The sequence below is a fragment of the Serratia sp. JKS296 genome, assembly GCF_900215445.1.
Taxonomy (GTDB): domain Bacteria; phylum Pseudomonadota; class Gammaproteobacteria; order Enterobacterales; family Enterobacteriaceae; genus Serratia; species Serratia marcescens.
In genome coordinates this window covers 322,204-337,629 of the sequence record NZ_OCMX01000001.1, presented here as the reverse complement: position 1 = coordinate 337,629, position 15,426 = coordinate 322,204, and the positions used below count along the sequence as shown (strand labels likewise).

The window sequence follows — 15,426 nt, the reverse complement described above, 5'->3', positions numbered from 1 at the left end:
TGCTTCCTTACGACTGCGGCGCAGCCTGCACCTGTTTCACAAAACGGTCGGTGACGTAAGCGCTGTAGTCGCTGTCGACCTGCGGGATCTTGCCCTGCTGCTTGAGGAATTCGGCGGTATCGCGGATTGCCTTGTCCACCGGCTGGCCGAGTTGGGCAACCTGATCGGCCACCGGCAGATAACGGTTCCCCTTAACCAGTTCCGGCACCTGCGCTTCCGGTACGCCGCTCAGGCGCGCCAGCGTGCTGAGATGGCTCGGATCTTTCAGCCACTGTTCCGGCGCCGCCAGGTAGGCCTTTTGCGCCTGCAGGGCGCTGGCGGCAAAGGCGGTCACTACGTCGGGATGTTTCTCGGCGAAGTCTTTGCGCACCACCCACACGTCCAGCGTCGGTGAACCCCATTCGCCCACCTGCGCGGAGTCGGTCAGCACCTTGCCCTGTTTGGCCAGTTCGTTGACCACCGGCGCCCAGACATAAGCGCCGTCGATGTCGCCGCGCTGCCAGGCGGCGGCGATGGCCGGCGGCTGCAGATTGAGGATCTTCACCTGTTCAGGCTTGATGCCCCAATGTTTGAGCGAGGCCAGCAGGCTGTAATGGGTGGTGGAAATAAACGGCACCGCAATGCGCTTGCCGATCAGATCCTGCGGGCTTTTGATGTCATTTTTTACCACCAGCGCTTCGGAGCTGCCGAGCTGCGAGGCGATGAGGAACACTTCGATGGGGAGTTTTTGGCTGGCGGCCACCGCCAGCGGGCTGGAGCCGATATTGCCGATCTGCACGTCGCCGGAGGCCAGCGCGCGCAGCACGCTGGAACCGCTGTCGAACTTACGCCAGTCGACGGTCGCGCCGGACTGTTTGGCGAAGCTGTTTTCCGCCTGCGCCACCTTGGCCGGCTCCGCCGACGTCTGGTACGCCACGGTCACGTCCACCGCATAGGCGCTGGCCGCGCTGAGCGACAACGCCAGCAGCGCCGCGTTACGTAAAGAAAAGAGTTTGCCCGCCATGTTGCGCTCCGTTGATAAAAATCTGTTCAGTTGCTGACAGTTTTATCTGAGCGATGACGGGCGATAAAAGAATAAAAAAGTCTTCTTTATTACCTTAGGTAATATTAAAGCGGATCACAGCGCGATCGACCCGCGCAAGAACACGTGAGCGTAGCCGCCCAGCAGCGTGCGGTCCCCTTGCAGTTCGCAGAACAGCTCGCCGCCGCGCGCCGAAATCTGCCGGGCGTGCAGCCGATGGCGGCCGAGACGCGCCGTCCAGTAAGGCATCAACGTGCAGTGCGCGGAGCCGGTGACCGGATCCTCACCGCCGTCGAGCGTGAAATAGCGCGAAACGAAGTCCACGGTGTCACCGGGCGCGGTGACGATGACCGCACGCCCGGCCAGCGCGATCAACGCGGGAATGTCCGGCCGCAGCGCGCGCACCTGTGCCTCGTTTTCAAGCACCACCAGCAGCGCTTTCGCCTGCCACACTTCCTGCGGCTGCACGCCCAACAGCGCCGCGAGGCCTGCCGGTTCGGCGACTTTCTGCGGCGGCCGGGCGGGGAAATCAAGTATCAGCCGCTCCCCGTCCTGCGCATCGCGCTTGACGAGCAGCTCGCCGCCGGCCGAACGGAAGCGAATATCCTTCAGCGCCGGGTTAACCGCGCTGAACATCACATGCGCCGCCAGGGTGCCGTGGCCGCAAAGGTCGACCTCGCGTTCCGGAGTAAACCAGCGGATGGCGGTCATGTCGCCGTCATCCCAGACAAAGCTGGTTTCCGGCAGGCCGATCTCGTTGGCGATCGCCTGCAGCCGCTCCGCCGGCAGCGGCTGCGTCAGCAGGCAAACCCCGGCCGGGTTGCCGCGCAACCCTTCGCCGGTAAAGGCAACCACGTGATAATAGTTTTCCGCCATCATTCACTCCTTAATGCCAGATCAGTAACACACAGGCTGCGGTCAACAACCCCATGGAAACGTTGAAGATAACCCAGGCCTTTTTGCTGCGCAGCAGGCGGCCGATCAGGGTACCGAACGCCAGCCAGATAACGCCGGCGACGATGTTGACCGCCAAAATGCCCAGCGCGATCGCCGCGATGGAACCGTTGTACTTATCGCCCGCCAGGCTGAAGCTCGCCACCGCGCCCAGCGCCATCAGCCAGGCTTTCGGGTTGAGGAACTGCAGCAGCCAGCCCTGATACAGCCGCACCGGCTGCGGCGGCGCCACGTCGGTTTCCAGTTTTTCATAGGCGGCGGTGGCCACTTTCCACGCCAGCCACAGCAGGTACAAACTGCCGAGGATTTTCAGGATCAGGTGCAGCGACGGGTAAACCAAGATCAGGCTGCCGACGCCAAACGCCACCAGCAGCAAAATGCTTTGCATGCCGAGCATGATGCCGACCATCAGCCACAGCGATCGCATAAAGCCAAAGTTAGCGCCGGAAGTGGTCAGCAGCAGATTATTGGGGCCAGGCGTGATGGCCGCGACCCACAGGAAGCCCAGCATCGAAAGGAATAAACTCGGTTCCATGGCACGGGTGCTCCTCACCCAAGGCGCTTTTTTGCAGTATCATTGTTAATTCTTGGTATTGAAGCTAACAGTGCGCTAGGGATCTCACAATAGCCGCCCACAACATTTTACTCAGCCTATGCCTAACACCTTTCGCCCTCTGACCGGGGCCAGTAACCCGCACCTGCAAACGCTGTTGCCGCGGCTGGTGCGCCGCCGCGTGTTATTGAAACCGCATTGGCAACGGCTGGAATTGCCCGACGGCGACTTCGTCGATCTCGCCTGGAGCGAGGATCCGGCGCAGGCGCGCGACAAACCGCGCGCGGTGCTGTTCCACGGTCTGGAGGGCAGCTTCTACAGCCCCTACGCGCATGGCCTGCTCAACGCCTGGCGCGATCGCGGCTGGCTGGGCGTGGTGATGCACTTTCGCGGCTGCAGCGGCGTGCCCAACCGCAAACAGCGCATCTATCACTCCGGCGAAACCGAAGACGCGCGCTTCTTTCTGCGCTGGCTGCGCGACCGCTACGGCGAAGTGCCAACCGCGGCGGTAGGCGTTTCGCTCGGCGGCAACATGCTGGCCTGCTATCTGGCGCAGCAAGGCGCCGACAGCCTGCTGCAGGCGGCGGTGGTGGTCTCGGCGCCGCTGATGCTGGAACCCTGCGCCTACCGCATGGAGCAAGGCTTCTCCCGCGTTTATCAGCGCTACCTGCTGGGGCAGCTGAAACAAAACGCCACCCGCAAGCTGTTGCACTATCCGGACACCCTGCCGCTCAAGCTGTCACAGCTGAACGGTTTGCGGCGCATCCGCGAGTTCGACGATGCCATCACTTCGCGCATTCACGGCTTCAGCGACGCCACCGACTATTATCGCCGCTGCAGCGCCCTGCCGCTGTTGCCGTCCATCCAGACGCCGCTGCTGATCATCCATGCGAAGGACGACCCTTTCATGACCCCTGAGGTGATCCCCGACGTCGCCGGCCTGCCGCGCAATATCGAATATCAGCTGACTGAGTTCGGCGGCCACGTCGGCTTCGTCGGCGGCACGCTGAAAAAACCGCACATGTGGCTGGAGCATCGCATTCCGGCCTGGCTTTCCCCTTATCTGGACATTCCGACGTGATTATTCCCTGGCAAGAACTGGCAACCGACACCCTGAACAGCCTGATCGAATCCTTTGTGCTGCGCGAAGGCACCGATTACGGCGAGCACGAACGATCGCTGGAGCAGAAGGTGGAGGACGTGCGCCGCCAGCTGAAAAACGGCGAAGTGGTGCTGGTGTGGTCGGAACTGCACGAGAGCGTCAACATCATGCCGCGCGGCCAGTTCCGCGCCGGGCAGGAAGAAATTTAGTGGCGCCCGGTTCTATGACTGACGGAAAAAATCAGGTAACAATGGGACATTGCAAACCAGCGCGCACCATTTTTTCCTGACATAGAGAGCGTCAACAAGAGCCACAATAATCCCCTGACGCCGGCGCATTCAACACGGAGTGACAACCACCATGTCTGCCAAACATCCCGTTATCGCGGTGACCGGTTCCAGCGGCGCCGGCACCACCACCACCAGCGTGGCGTTCCGCAAAATCTTCCAGCAGCTCAACATTCGCGCCGCCGAGCTGGAGGGCGACAGCTTCCACCGCTATACCCGGCCGGAAATGGACGCGGCGATCCGCAAGGCGCGCGATCTGGGCAGACACATCAGCTATTTCGGCCCCGAGGCCAACGACTTCGGCCTGCTGCAACAGAGCTTTATCGAGTACGGCAAAAACGGCACCGGCCGTTCGCGCAAGTACCTGCACACCTACGACGAAGCGGTGCCCTACAATCAGGTGCCGGGCACCTTCACCCCGTGGGAGCCGCTGCCGGCGCCGACCGACGTGCTGTTCTACGAGGGTCTGCACGGCGGCGTGGTCACCGAGCACCATGACGTGGCCAAACACGTCGATCTGCTGGTCGGCGTGGTGCCGATCGTCAACCTGGAGTGGATCCAGAAGCTGATCCGCGATACCGGCGAACGCGGCCACTCCCGCGAAGCGGTGATGGATTCGGTGGTGCGCTCGATGGAAGACTACATCAACTACATTACGCCGCAATTCTCGCGCACCCACATCAACTTCCAGCGCGTGCCGACGGTGGACACCTCCAACCCGTTCGCCGCCAAGGCCATTCCCTCACTGGATGAAAGCTTCGTGGTGATCCACTTCCGCGGCCTGGACCAGATCGACTTCCCCTACTTGCTGGCGATGCTGCAGGGCTCGTTTATCTCGCACATCAATACGTTAGTGGTGCCGGGCGGCAAAATGGGGCTGGCGATGGAGCTGATCATGGCGCCGCTGGTGCAGCGGCTGCTGGAAGGCAAGAAGATCGAATAAGCGCGTTGAGCGCGGCGCCGAGCCGCGCTCCGTCTCGATTACGCCGGCTGGCGGATCTCGAAGCTGTGGGTCACCGTGGCGGCCTTGTTGAGCATCAGCGCCACCGAGCAGTACTTCTCCGCCGACAGGTTCACCGCTCGCTCGACGATTTTGTCGGTCAGATCCTGGCCGGTAACGATGAAGTGCAGGTTGATATGGGTGAACAAGCGCGGGGCTTCTTCGCGGCGCTCGGAGGTCAGCTTCACCTCGCAGTCGCGCACGTCGTTGCGCCCTTTTTGCAGGATGGAAACCACGTCGATCGCGCTGCAGCCGCCCACCGACATCAGCACCATCTCCATCGGGCTGGGCGCTTTATCACCGGCGTTGCCGTCCATCAGCACCTGATGGCCGGAGGCCGATTCACCCAAAAACGTTAACCCTTCCACCCATTTAACTCTTGCCTGCATTCTGGTCACTCCGGTTGATTTCTTAAAATCAGAGTACGCTTTCGCATAGAAACAGGCAACGTAACCTGATGCTAATCATGCTGAAGCGAGACAACACGAGACACCCGCCTTACTCTGTGCTACAAACAGAGCCGCAATAAATCTTTCCGGGACACTGTATTTCAGGGAAACGCCCAGAGAAAGGCTCCTTTACCGGTATGTTAACAGAATGTAGCTTGCAGCGCTTACGGCAAGTTAATATGCTAGAGCGACAGCGTATTTTTATGACACGCCTCAAAACTTGCCGGTAGCCCTCGCTCATGACTGCGGCTACAGGTGGGTTTTACAGGGAACTCTGACCCCTGTGACACAAGGCAGCGATAACAACAGAGGATAACAGCGAATGGTTCTCGGCAAACCGCAAACAGACCCTACTCTCGAATGGTTCCTGTCTCATTGCCATATCCACAAATATCCATCGAAGAGTACGCTGATTCACCAAGGTGAAAAGGCCGAAACGCTTTACTACATCGTGAAAGGCTCCGTCGCGGTGCTGATCAAGGATGAAGAAGGTAAAGAGATGATCCTGTCCTACCTCAACCAGGGAGATTTCATCGGCGAGCTCGGATTGTTCGAAGAAGGCCAGGAGCGCAGCGCCTGGGTTCGCGCGAAAACCGCCTGTGAAGTGGCCGAAATTTCCTACAAGAAATTCCGCCAACTGATCCAGGTGAACCCGGACATCCTGATGCGTCTGTCCGCCCAAATGGCGAGCCGCCTGCAGGTCACCTCCGAAAAAGTGGGCAACCTCGCCTTCCTGGACGTGACCGGCCGCATCGCGCAAACCCTGCTGAATCTGGCGAAGCAACCCGACGCCATGACTCACCCGGACGGCATGCAGATCAAGATCACCCGTCAGGAGATCGGCCAGATCGTCGGCTGCTCGCGTGAAACCGTTGGCCGTATTCTGAAAATGCTGGAAGATCAAAACCTGATTTCCGCCCACGGCAAAACCATTGTCGTCTACGGCACCCGTTAATCTCCGAAGAAACGGCGCAATCTGCGCCGTTTTTTTATCTGCTCTCTGCCATGTGGCGCCGCCTGATCTACCACCCGGAAATCAACTACGCACTGCGACAAACGCTGGTGTTGTGCCTGCCGGTGCTGTTCGGCTTGTTGATAGGCCAGCTGCAGCTCGGCCTGATGTTCTCTCTGGTGCCCGCCTGCTGCAATATCGCCGGTCTGGACACGCCGCATAAGCGCTTCTTTAAACGGCTGATCGTCGGCGGCTCGCTGTTCGCCTTCAGCAGCGTGCTGTTGCAACAGGCGCTGCTGTGGCACGTGCCGCTGCCGGCGCTGATGCTGGGCCTGGCGCTGCTGCTCGGCGTCACCGGTGAAATCAGCCCGCTGCACGCCCGGCTGTTGCCGGCGGCGCTGGTGGCCGCCATTTTCGCCCTCAGCACGGCCGGCACGGTACCTCTCTGGCAGGCGCCGCTGCTGTACGCGATCGGCACCGTCTGGTACGGCTTATTCACCTGGTTCTGGTTCAAGCTGTGGAAAGAGCAGCCGATGCGCGAGACGCTGAGCCAGCTCTACCTGGAGCTGGCGGACTATTTCGAAGCCAAATACTCGTTGCTGACCCAGCACACCGATCCGCAAACCGCGCTGCCGCCGCTGCTGGTACGCCAACAAAAGGTGATGGATCTGATCAGCCTTTTGTACCAACAGCTCAATTTCCTGCCGCACGCCAACAACCTCGAACAAAAGCGCCTGCAGCGCGCCTTTCAGGTGGCGATGGATCTGCAGGAGCACATCACCGTCAGCCTGCATTTGCCGGAGGAAGTACAAAAACTGGTGGAGCAAAGCCAGGCCGAAGCGATCATTCGCCGCAATGCACTGGTGATCGCCGGCCGGCTGCGCGTGGTGGCGCACGATATCCTCTACCATCAGCATTCGAAGCGCTTCTCCATGAGCCACGAACTGGCGGCGCTGGAAAAAATGGCGGCGCAGCATCCCGATAACCCGGTCGGCCAGTTTTGTTATTACCACTTCAGCCGCATCGCCCGCCTGCTGCGCACCCAGCATCCGCTGTACCGCCGCGACCTGATGCCCGGCCAGCACCGCCTGCCGTTTTGGCCGGCGCTGGCCAGCTATCTGTCGTTCAAATCCACCGCCCTGCGCAACGCCGCGCGGCTGGGGGTGACGCTGGCGGTCGGCAGCAGCCTGGGTGCGGTCTTCAACCTGCCGAAGCCATACTGGATCCTGCTCACCATCATGCTGGTGAGCCAAAACGGGTATAACGCCACCCGGGTGCGTATTCAGCACCGTGCGCTGGGCACGATTGCCGGACTGTTGCTGGCGGCCGGGCTGTTGCAGCTGCAGCTGCCGGAAGGAGAAACGCTGAGCATCATGCTGGTGATCACGCTGTTGGCCTACCTGGTTTCGCGCAAGAACTACGGGCTGTCGGTGATTGGCTTTACGGTCACGGCGGTTTACACCCTGCAACTGCTGGCGCTGAACGGCTCGCATTTTCTGGTACCGCGCCTGATCGATACGCTGATAGGCTGCGTGCTGGCGTTCGGCGGCACCATTTGGCTGTGGCCGCAGTGGCAAAGCGGGCTGCTGCGCAAGAATGCCCATCAGGCGCTGGAAAACGATCAAGCCGCGCTGCGGCTGATGCTGAAGCAACCGGAACCGGACGCCACCGCATTGGCCTATACCCGCATGCAGGTCAACCAGGCGCACAACGCGCTGTTCACCTCACTCAATCAGGCGATGCAGGAACCGGGGTTCGCGTCGAATTATCTGGCGGACATGCGGCTGTGGGTCACTCACAGCCAGTTCATCGTCGAACACCTGAACGCCATGACCATTCTGGCGCGCGAGCACTACATGCTGACGCCGAAACTGGCGGAAGCCTATCTGCAAACCTGTGAAATCGCGCTGCAAAGCTGCCAGCAGCGGTTGGAATACGACGGCCCGAGCAGCGGCAACAGCGGCATCATGCAACCGCCGGATCTGCATCCGGAGATGCCCGTCACCGAGATGGAACGTCATTTGCGCCGCATCCTGTCGCACCTGAACGTGATGCATACCATTTCGTCGCTGGCCTGGCGCCAGCGCCCACACCACGGCATCTGGCTCAAGCGCAAACTGCGCGATCAATAAGGGCGCGGCATGCCGCGCCCCGTCATGCGCCGCACGGGCTTCAGGCGTTGATCACATCCTGCACCGCCAGCCCGAACAGCGCCATGCCGGCCTCGATATCCTGCAGCTCCACCACCAGCGACGGCGCGAAACGGATCACGTTCGGCCCGGCGTTGAGGATCATCAGCCCACGCGCGGCGGCGGCGGTGAGGAAATCGCGCGCTCTGCCGTGATAATGCGGCGTCAGTTCGGCACCGATCAGTAACCCCATGCCGCGAATGGCGGTGAAAATACCGTATTTATCGCCGATATCCTGCAAAACCTGCACATACAGCGCGTGGCGCTGTTCGATGCCGCTCAGCACTTTCGGCGTATTGATCACATCCAACGCCGCCTCCGCCACCGCGCAGGCCAGCGGGTTGCCGCCGTAGGTGGTGCCGTGAGTGCCCACCTGCATCACCGACGCAATCTCTTCGGTGGTCAGCATGGCGCTGACCGGGAAACCGCCGCCCAACGCCTTGGCGGTGGTGAGAATGTCCGGCGTCACGCCATAATGCATATAGGCGAACAGCTTGCCGCTGCGCCCCATGCCGCTTTGCACTTCGTCGAACACCAGCAGCGCCTGATGTTGGTCGCACAGCTCGCGCACGCCTTTGAGGAAGCCGGCGTCGACCGGCGTAATGCCGCCCTCGCCCTGAATCGGCTCCATTACCACCGCGCAGGTATGGTCGTCCATCACCGCTTTCACCGCCGCCAGATCGTTGAACGGCACGTGTACGATGTCGGCCGGCTTCGGCCCGAACCCGTCGGAGTATTTGGCCTGCCCGCCCACCGACACGGTGAACAGCGTGCGGCCGTGGAACGCGTTATAGAAGGCGATGATTTTGGTTTTGTAGGGGCTGTGGCGGGTGATGGCGTAATGACGCGCCAGTTTGAACGCCGCTTCGTTGGCCTCTGCGCCGGAGTTGGCGAAGAACACCCGGTCGGCGAAGGTGGCGTCGATCAGTTTGCTCGCCAGGCGCAGCGCCGGTTCATTAGTGAAGACATTGCTGGTATGCCACAGAGTCTCGCCCTGACGCTTGAGCGCCTCGACCAGCGCCGGATGGCAGTGCCCCAGCGCCGTCACCGCGATGCCGCCGGAAAAATCGATGTACTCTTTTCCCTGCTGATCCCAGACTCGGCTGCCTTGGCCGCGCACCGGCACAAACTGGGCCGGTGCATAAACAGGCAGGATCACCTGATCAAAGGTGCTGCGGCTCACTGCGGATTTTTCAGTCATTTTCGGCTCCACCCTGAAGGTTTTTCAGCGCTATCGTAATATTAGATTGAAAACATAATCACGAAATATGCATAAAAAACCAATCAAGCGCAAACGCAAAACGCCTGACGAGCGAAAAAAACGCATCGGGATTAACGGTTGAGGAAGTTATCCAGCAGCTGATGGCCCTGCTCGCTGAGCACGCTTTCCGGATGGAACTGCACGCCTTCCAACGCCAGCGTGCGGTGGCGGATGCCCATGATCTCGTCGCGCACGCCGTCGCGTTCGCTCCAGGCGGTCACTTCAAAACAGTCCGGCAGCGTATCGGCTTTCAGCACCAGCGAGTGATAGCGGGTCACGGTCAGCGGATCGTTCAGGCCGCGAAACACGCCGACGCCCAGATGGCGAATGGCCGAAGTTTTGCCGTGCATCACCGCGCGGGCGCGCACCACCTCGGCGCCGAACGCCTGCCCCAGCGCCTGGTGCCCCAGGCACACGCCGAGGATCGGCAGTTTGCCGGCGAAATGACGAATAGCGGCCAGCGAGATGCCCGCTTCGTTCGGGGTGCAGGGGCCAGGGGAAATCACCAGATGCTGCGGCGCCAGCCGCTCGATATCGGCCAGCTGCAGCTCATCGTTGCGCTTCACCATCACCTCGGCGCCCAATTCGCAGAAGTACTGGTAAAGGTTATAGGTAAAGGAGTCGTAGTTATCGATCAGCAGCAGCATGTTAGGTCCGGCAGAGAAAAATGCCGCCACAGTGTACTGATTTAACCCGCCGCTGCCGACGATAATTTCCGCTTACTTTTTACGGCCGCCGGTGATCGACCCCAGCACGCCGCGCAGGATCTGGCGGCCGAGATCGCGCGCCATGCTCTTGGCGGCGGTCTGGACGATGCCGTCGCGTTTGCCGCCGCGCGGGCCGGTGGAACCGAACAGCAGTTCGTTCAAACCGTCCATCAGGCCGCCGCCCGTCTGTTGCTGCGCTTGCGCCTGCGGTTGCTGCCCCTGCTGCGCAGTGCCGACGGTGGCGAAACCGCCCGACGACAGTTTCTCGTAGGCGGACTCGCGGTCGATCATGTCTTCATAGCGGCCATACAGCGGCGACTTGTTGATCGCGCTGTTCAGCCCTTCCGCGCCGAGCATGCCCATCTTGGATTCCGGCGCGATCACCATCGCCCGCTCCACCACGTTCGGCCGGCCCTTCTCGTCGAGGAACGACACCAGCGCTTCGCCCACGCCCAGCTCGGTGATCGCCGTTTCGGCATCGAAGGCCGGGTTGGCGCGCAGGGTTTGCGCCGCCGTCTTCACCGCCTTCTGATCGCGCGGGGTAAAGGCGCGCAGCGCATGTTGCACGCGGTTGCCCAACTGGCCCAGCACGCTGTCCGGGATGTCCAGCGGGTTCTGGGTGACGAAGTAAATGCCGACGCCTTTCGAGCGGATCAGGCGCACCACCTGTTCAATCTTGGTCAGCAGCGCCGCCGGCGCATCGTTGAACAGCAGGTGCGCCTCATCGAAGAAGAACACCAGCTTCGGCTGTTCTGGGTCGCCCACTTCCGGCAGGTGCTCAAACAGCTCGGCCAGCAGCCACAGCAGGAACACCGAATACAGCTTCGGCTGATTGATCAGCTTGTCCGCCGCCAGCAGATTAATCACGCCGTGGCCGTTGGCGTCGGTTTTCATCAGATCGTTGATGTCCAGCATCGGCTCGCCGAAGAACTGGTTGGCCCCCTGCTCTTCCAGCGTCAACAATCCGCGCTGAATGGCGCCGATAGAGGCGGCAGAGATATTGCCGTACTGGGTTTGGAATTGTTTGGCGTTGTCGCCGACGAACTGCACCATGGCGCGCAGATCCTTCATGTCCAGCAACAGCAGCGCGTTGTCATCGGCGATTTTGAACACCAGCTGCAGCACGCCGCTTTGCACCTCGTTCAGATCCAATAGTCGCCCCAACAGCAGCGGCCCGAGATCGGAAATCGTGGCGCGGATCGGGTGGCCCTTTTCGCCGTAAATATCCCACGGGATAATGGTGCAGGCCTGCGGCTGCCAGTCGGTGACGCCAATCGCCGCCAGACGCGCCTGCAGTTTCTCGGAAGGCGCGCCCTCAGCGCCAATGCCGGACAGATCGCCCTTCACGTCCGACAGGAACACCGGCACGCCGATGCGCGAGAACTGCTCGGCCATTTTCTGCAGCGTCACCGTCTTGCCGGTGCCGGTTGCCCCGGTGATCAGCCCGTGGCGGTTGGCCAACGCAGGCAAAATCACCAGATCCTGCTCCGGTTTTCCGTCTTTCATCGCTTTGGCGATAATCCGTGGTTCACTCATTTTCGGTTCCTTTGACGCTGATGCGGCGCAAAACGCGCCTGTTGATGCAATAAAGCTATAAGCGCCGCGTAACCCCGTCAAGGACAAACAAAAAGGGCGCCGTCGGGACGCCCATGATGCCTGTCTTTTCAGAATCCCCCTAAGATCTGCGTCACCCCCGCAGCCCCAGTTGCTCCTTCAGCGCCTTCAAATAGCGCCGGCTGACCGGCACCGGATCGCCGGCCGACATGATCATCTCCGCCGCACCGCCCTCTTCGAAGCGGATCTCGCGCACCTGCTCCAGGTTGACCAGATACTGCCGATGGCAGCGCACCAGCGGCGTACGGCTTTCCAGCGTGCGCAGCGTCAGCTCGGTGAAACATTCCATGCCGTCGCTGCGCACCACGAATACCCCGCTCAGCTTGGAACGGATCGCCAGCACTTCATCGAATCGCAACAGATAGATGCGGCTGTGGCCGGTGCAGGGAATGTATTTCAGGTAACCGGCGCTCTCATCCAGCGCCGTCACATCCTGCGGCGCACTGCGCTGCCGCAGGCGTTGCAGCGTCTTGCTCAACCGCATCGGCTCCGCCGGCTTCAGCAGATAGTCGAAGGCGTGCTCCTCGAATGCCTGCACCGCGTATTCGTCGTAGGCGGTCAGAAACACGATGTGCGGCATCCGGTTGGGATCCAGCATGCCGACCATTTCCAGCCCGCTGATGCGTGGCATCTGGATATCGAGAAACACCACGTCCGGCTGCAGCCGGTGGATCTGGCTGATGGCTTCGATGGCGTTGGCGCACTCGCCGATAATCGAGATCCCCGCTTCAGCTTCCAGCAGGTGGCGCAGGTTGTCGCGCGCGGAAGGTTCATCGTCAACAATCAGTGCGTTTAACATCAGGCGGCCCTCTCCATAGGGACATTAAGCGTAATGCGGGTGTAGGCATCCGGCCGGCAATCCACCTGCACGCCATAGCCTTCGCCGTAGCGCACGCGAATGCGTTTATCCACCAGGTTCATGCCCAGGCCGCTGCCGTCCGGTTTCGGCTGGAACAGCCCGGCGTTATCCGTCACCTGCAACAGCAGATGCTCGCCTTCGCAGCAGGCGCCGATTTCGATGCGGCCCACGCCCAACAGATGCGAGGTGCCATGCTTGATGGCATTCTCGACGATCGGCTGCAGCGAAAACGCCGGCAGCCGCGCCGCCAACAGCGCCTCCGGCAACGATACCGCGATCTCCAGCCGATCGGCGAAGCGCGCTTTCTCTATCTGCAGGTAGGCGTTTACATGTTCAATTTCGTCCGCCAGGCTGACTTCGTCATCCGAGCGTTTGAGGTTTTTACGAAAGAAGGTCGAGAGGGACTGCACCAGATCGCAGGCGCGCTCGCCATCGCGGCGGATCACCGCTACCAGGGTATTCAAGGCATTGAACAGGAAATGCGGATTGACCTGCGCATGCAGCAGCTTGATCTCCGACTGCGCCAGCAGTTGCTTGTGGCGCTCGTACTGTCCGGCCATGATCTGCGCCGACAGCAGGCTGGCGATACCTTCGCCCAGCGTACGGTTGATGGTGCTGAACAGCTGGCTTTTCGGTTCATACAGCTTGATGGTGCCGATGACCCGCTGGTTTTCGCCGCGCAGCGGGATCACCAGCGTCGATCCCAGCTTGCAGGCCGGATTGATCGAGCAGCAGTAAGAGAGCTGATTGCCGTCGGCGTACACCACCTCGTTGTTGTCGATGGCGCGATGCGAATGCACCGAGGCGATCGGCGTGCCCGGCAGGTGGTGATCGTCGCCGATGCCGATAAACGCCAGCAGCTTGTCGCGATCGGTGATCGCCACCGCGCCGATGCCCAGCTCCTGATAAATCACCCGAGCAACCTTCATGCTGTTTTCCTGATCGAAGCCCTGCCGCAGGATGCCCTCGGTGCGCTCGGCGATCTTCAGCGCCTTGGAAGAGAAAGCGCTGGTGTATTTCTCGAACATCGCGCGCCGATCCAGCAGGATTTGCATAAACATCGCCGCGCCGACGGTATTGGCGATCATCATCGGCAGCGCGATGTGTTCCACCAGCTGCAACGCCTCGTTATAAGGGCGCGCCACCGCCAGAATGATCGCCATCTGCAGCACTTCCGCCACCAGCGCCACGCCGCCGACGAACAGCGGATTGAACAGCAGCTCGATGCGCCCCCGGCGCATGGCGATGCTGTGCACGATGCCGCCGACCAGCCCCTCGGACACCGTGGAGATCGCACAGGCAACGTCGGTCATGCCGCCGAGCGTATACCGGTGCAAGCCGCCGGTCAGCCCGACTAGAAAGCCCACGGACGGCCCGCCCAGCAGCCCGCCCAGGACCGCGCCTATCGCGCGGGTGTTGGCGATCGAATCCTGAATATGCAGCCCGAAGTAGGTGCCCATGATGCAAAACACCGAGAAGATCACGTAGCAGAGCAGCTTGTGCGGCAAGCGAATGGTCACCTGCATCAGCGGAATGAACAGCGGGGTTTTGCTCAGCAGATAGGCGATAACGAGATAGACGCACATCTGCTGCAACAGCAACAGCACCTGGTTAAATTCATACATGGCAGCAACTCATCCAGAGACAACAAAGGGCGAACGCCGGATTTCCGGTCTGGTTATTGTCTGCCGATTAAAGCATGGGGCGCGGGAGAAAACAGTGATGAAGGCAAGGCTTCGGGAGGAAGGACGGCCGACCCCGACGGGATCGGCCAAAAAATTTACGGCAGCACCTTGGCCGACAGAATCACCACCGGTTTGGTCGGCACATTCTGGTAAGGGCCGACGTTGCCAGTCGGCACCTGAGCGATCTTGTCCACCACGTCCATGCCTTTCACCACTTTGCCGAACACCGCGTAGCCGAAGTCGCGCTGGCCGTGATCCAGGAAGGCGTTATCCGCCACGTTCAGGAAGAACTGGCTGGTGGCGCTGTCCTTGTCGGCGGTGCGCGCCATCGAGATGGTGCCGCGCAGGTTGCGCAGGCCGTTGTCGGCTTCGTTCTTGATTGGCGCCTTGGTGGATTTTTGCTGCATGTCAGCGGTGAAACCGCCGCCCTGGATCATGAAGCCCGGGATCACGCGGTGGAAAATGGTGTTGTTGTAATACCCGCTGTTCACGTAATCGACGAAGTTCTGGGTGGAAACCGGTGCCTTCTGGCTGTCGAGCGCCAATTCGATATTCCCCGCCGAGGTCGTCAGCATGACGTGGGTCTCACCGGCGGCGAGTGCGGCTGGTGCCACTGCGGACAGGGAACACAGCGCGACGAAGGTCACTAAAGTACGTTTGAACATTAACGGGTCCTTTCTCTGAGAGACAAACAACGGAAAAGCGCTTTGATTCTAAAGAGCTGTATCGGCAAGTGCCAGCCATTTACCTATATTTACCCAATTACGGGACATATCCTAGGCGGCCCTGAATT

15 protein-coding genes are annotated in these 15,426 nt (G+C 60.9%); 5 read left to right on the top strand and 10 right to left on the bottom strand.

Annotation, left to right across the window (positions count from 1 at the left end):
* Window positions 1-7 precede the first annotated feature (7 nt).
* The 3 genes from tauA to CRO23_RS01555 all read right to left on the bottom strand — a co-directional run bounded on the left by tauA (window position 8) and on the right by CRO23_RS01555 (window position 2,510).
* Window positions 8-1,003, bottom strand: coding sequence for a taurine ABC transporter substrate-binding protein (gene tauA / locus CRO23_RS01565; RefSeq protein WP_004930383.1), 996 nt, complete (start codon window positions 1,001-1,003; stop codon window positions 8-10).
* Window positions 1,004-1,117: 114 nt separating this feature from the next.
* Window positions 1,118-1,897: a PhzF family phenazine biosynthesis protein gene (locus CRO23_RS01560; RefSeq protein WP_097101287.1), complete on the bottom strand. Its 780-nt coding sequence runs from the start codon at window positions 1,895-1,897 to the stop codon at window positions 1,118-1,120.
* 10 nt (window positions 1,898-1,907) lie between these two features.
* On the bottom strand, window positions 1,908-2,510 hold the full coding sequence (locus CRO23_RS01555; RefSeq protein WP_097101284.1) for a LysE family translocator: 603 nt from the start codon (window positions 2,508-2,510) through the stop codon (window positions 1,908-1,910).
* A gap of 118 nt (window positions 2,511-2,628) precedes the next feature.
* On the opposite strand from CRO23_RS01555, the gene CRO23_RS01550 reads away from it, so the two are divergent.
* The 3 genes from CRO23_RS01550 to CRO23_RS01540 all read left to right on the top strand — a co-directional run bounded on the left by CRO23_RS01550 (window position 2,629) and on the right by CRO23_RS01540 (window position 4,860).
* The gene (locus CRO23_RS01550; protein WP_016930342.1) at window positions 2,629-3,609 is read left to right on the top strand and encodes a hydrolase; all 981 of its coding nucleotides are present in this window, start codon (window positions 2,629-2,631) and stop codon (window positions 3,607-3,609) included.
* Entirely contained in the window at window positions 3,606-3,839 is a 234-nt protein-coding gene (locus CRO23_RS01545) for a YheU family protein (protein ID WP_004930376.1), read from the top strand. The genes CRO23_RS01550 and CRO23_RS01545 overlap by 4 nt, the downstream gene beginning before the upstream one ends.
* A gap of 151 nt (window positions 3,840-3,990) precedes the next feature.
* Window positions 3,991-4,860: a phosphoribulokinase gene (locus CRO23_RS01540; RefSeq protein WP_016930343.1), complete on the top strand. Its 870-nt coding sequence runs from the start codon at window positions 3,991-3,993 to the stop codon at window positions 4,858-4,860.
* A 38-nt stretch (window positions 4,861-4,898) separates the two neighbouring features.
* Here CRO23_RS01540 and CRO23_RS01535 read toward each other — a convergent pair whose 3' ends face one another.
* Window positions 4,899-5,306, bottom strand: coding sequence for an OsmC family protein (locus CRO23_RS01535; protein ID WP_004930372.1), 408 nt, complete (start codon window positions 5,304-5,306; stop codon window positions 4,899-4,901).
* A 382-nt stretch (window positions 5,307-5,688) separates the two neighbouring features.
* On the opposite strand from CRO23_RS01535, the gene crp reads away from it, so the two are divergent.
* On the top strand, window positions 5,689-6,321 hold the full coding sequence (gene crp / locus CRO23_RS01530; RefSeq protein WP_004090925.1) for a cAMP-activated global transcriptional regulator CRP: 633 nt from the start codon (window positions 5,689-5,691) through the stop codon (window positions 6,319-6,321).
* A gap of 50 nt (window positions 6,322-6,371) precedes the next feature.
* A complete protein-coding gene (locus CRO23_RS01525) occupies window positions 6,372-8,450 on the top strand; it encodes a YccS/YhfK family putative transporter (RefSeq protein ID WP_049300707.1) in 2,079 nt (692 codons plus the stop codon).
* Between the two features lie 40 nt (window positions 8,451-8,490).
* On the opposite strand, the gene argD is transcribed toward CRO23_RS01525, so the two are convergent.
* The 6 genes from argD to ppiA all read right to left on the bottom strand — a co-directional run bounded on the left by argD (window position 8,491) and on the right by ppiA (window position 15,298).
* The gene (gene argD, locus CRO23_RS01520; protein WP_097101283.1) at window positions 8,491-9,708 is read right to left on the bottom strand and encodes a bifunctional acetylornithine/succinyldiaminopimelate transaminase; all 1,218 of its coding nucleotides are present in this window, start codon (window positions 9,706-9,708) and stop codon (window positions 8,491-8,493) included.
* Window positions 9,709-9,839: 131 nt separating this feature from the next.
* Window positions 9,840-10,415: an aminodeoxychorismate synthase component II gene (locus CRO23_RS01515; RefSeq protein ID WP_016930347.1), complete on the bottom strand. Its 576-nt coding sequence runs from the start codon at window positions 10,413-10,415 to the stop codon at window positions 9,840-9,842.
* A gap of 72 nt (window positions 10,416-10,487) precedes the next feature.
* Window positions 10,488-12,011: a helicase HerA-like domain-containing protein gene (locus CRO23_RS01510; protein WP_016930348.1), complete on the bottom strand. Its 1,524-nt coding sequence runs from the start codon at window positions 12,009-12,011 to the stop codon at window positions 10,488-10,490.
* A gap of 151 nt (window positions 12,012-12,162) precedes the next feature.
* Window positions 12,163-12,888 (bottom strand): two-component system response regulator BtsR, encoded by a 726-nt coding sequence (gene btsR / locus CRO23_RS01505; protein ID WP_016930349.1) that lies wholly within the window; start codon window positions 12,886-12,888, stop codon window positions 12,163-12,165.
* Window positions 12,888-14,573: a sensor histidine kinase gene (locus CRO23_RS01500; RefSeq protein WP_016930350.1), complete on the bottom strand. Its 1,686-nt coding sequence runs from the start codon at window positions 14,571-14,573 to the stop codon at window positions 12,888-12,890. The genes btsR and CRO23_RS01500 overlap by 1 nt, the downstream gene beginning before the upstream one ends.
* 155 nt (window positions 14,574-14,728) lie before the next feature.
* A complete protein-coding gene (gene ppiA, locus CRO23_RS01495) occupies window positions 14,729-15,298 on the bottom strand; it encodes a peptidylprolyl isomerase A (RefSeq protein WP_015379288.1) in 570 nt (189 codons plus the stop codon).
* Window positions 15,299-15,426 lie beyond the last annotated feature (128 nt).

What these genes read in the sequence shown, in the direction of transcription:
- ppiA (WP_015379288.1), bottom strand. Translation starts at nt 15,298, where the DNA reads ATGTTCAAACGTACTTTAGTGACCTTCGTCGCGCTGTGTTCCCTGTCC.
- CRO23_RS01540 (WP_016930343.1), top strand. Translation starts at nt 3,991, where the DNA reads ATGTCTGCCAAACATCCCGTTATCGCGGTGACCGGTTCCAGCGGCGCC.
- crp (WP_004090925.1), top strand. Translation starts at nt 5,689, where the DNA reads ATGGTTCTCGGCAAACCGCAAACAGACCCTACTCTCGAATGGTTCCTG.
- CRO23_RS01555 (WP_097101284.1), bottom strand. Translation starts at nt 2,510, where the DNA reads ATGGAACCGAGTTTATTCCTTTCGATGCTGGGCTTCCTGTGGGTCGCG.
- argD (WP_097101283.1), bottom strand. Translation starts at nt 9,708, where the DNA reads ATGACTGAAAAATCCGCAGTGAGCCGCAGCACCTTTGATCAGGTGATC.
- CRO23_RS01560 (WP_097101287.1), bottom strand. Translation starts at nt 1,897, where the DNA reads ATGGCGGAAAACTATTATCACGTGGTTGCCTTTACCGGCGAAGGGTTG.
- CRO23_RS01535 (WP_004930372.1), bottom strand. Translation starts at nt 5,306, where the DNA reads ATGCAGGCAAGAGTTAAATGGGTGGAAGGGTTAACGTTTTTGGGTGAA.
- CRO23_RS01525 (WP_049300707.1), top strand. Translation starts at nt 6,372, where the DNA reads ATGTGGCGCCGCCTGATCTACCACCCGGAAATCAACTACGCACTGCGA.
- btsR (WP_016930349.1), bottom strand. Translation starts at nt 12,888, where the DNA reads ATGTTAAACGCACTGATTGTTGACGATGAACCTTCCGCGCGCGACAAC.
- CRO23_RS01515 (WP_016930347.1), bottom strand. Translation starts at nt 10,415, where the DNA reads ATGCTGCTGCTGATCGATAACTACGACTCCTTTACCTATAACCTTTAC.
- CRO23_RS01500 (WP_016930350.1), bottom strand. Translation starts at nt 14,573, where the DNA reads ATGTATGAATTTAACCAGGTGCTGTTGCTGTTGCAGCAGATGTGCGTC.
- CRO23_RS01510 (WP_016930348.1), bottom strand. Translation starts at nt 12,011, where the DNA reads ATGAGTGAACCACGGATTATCGCCAAAGCGATGAAAGACGGAAAACCG.
- CRO23_RS01550 (WP_016930342.1), top strand. Translation starts at nt 2,629, where the DNA reads ATGCCTAACACCTTTCGCCCTCTGACCGGGGCCAGTAACCCGCACCTG.
- tauA (WP_004930383.1), bottom strand. Translation starts at nt 1,003, where the DNA reads ATGGCGGGCAAACTCTTTTCTTTACGTAACGCGGCGCTGCTGGCGTTG.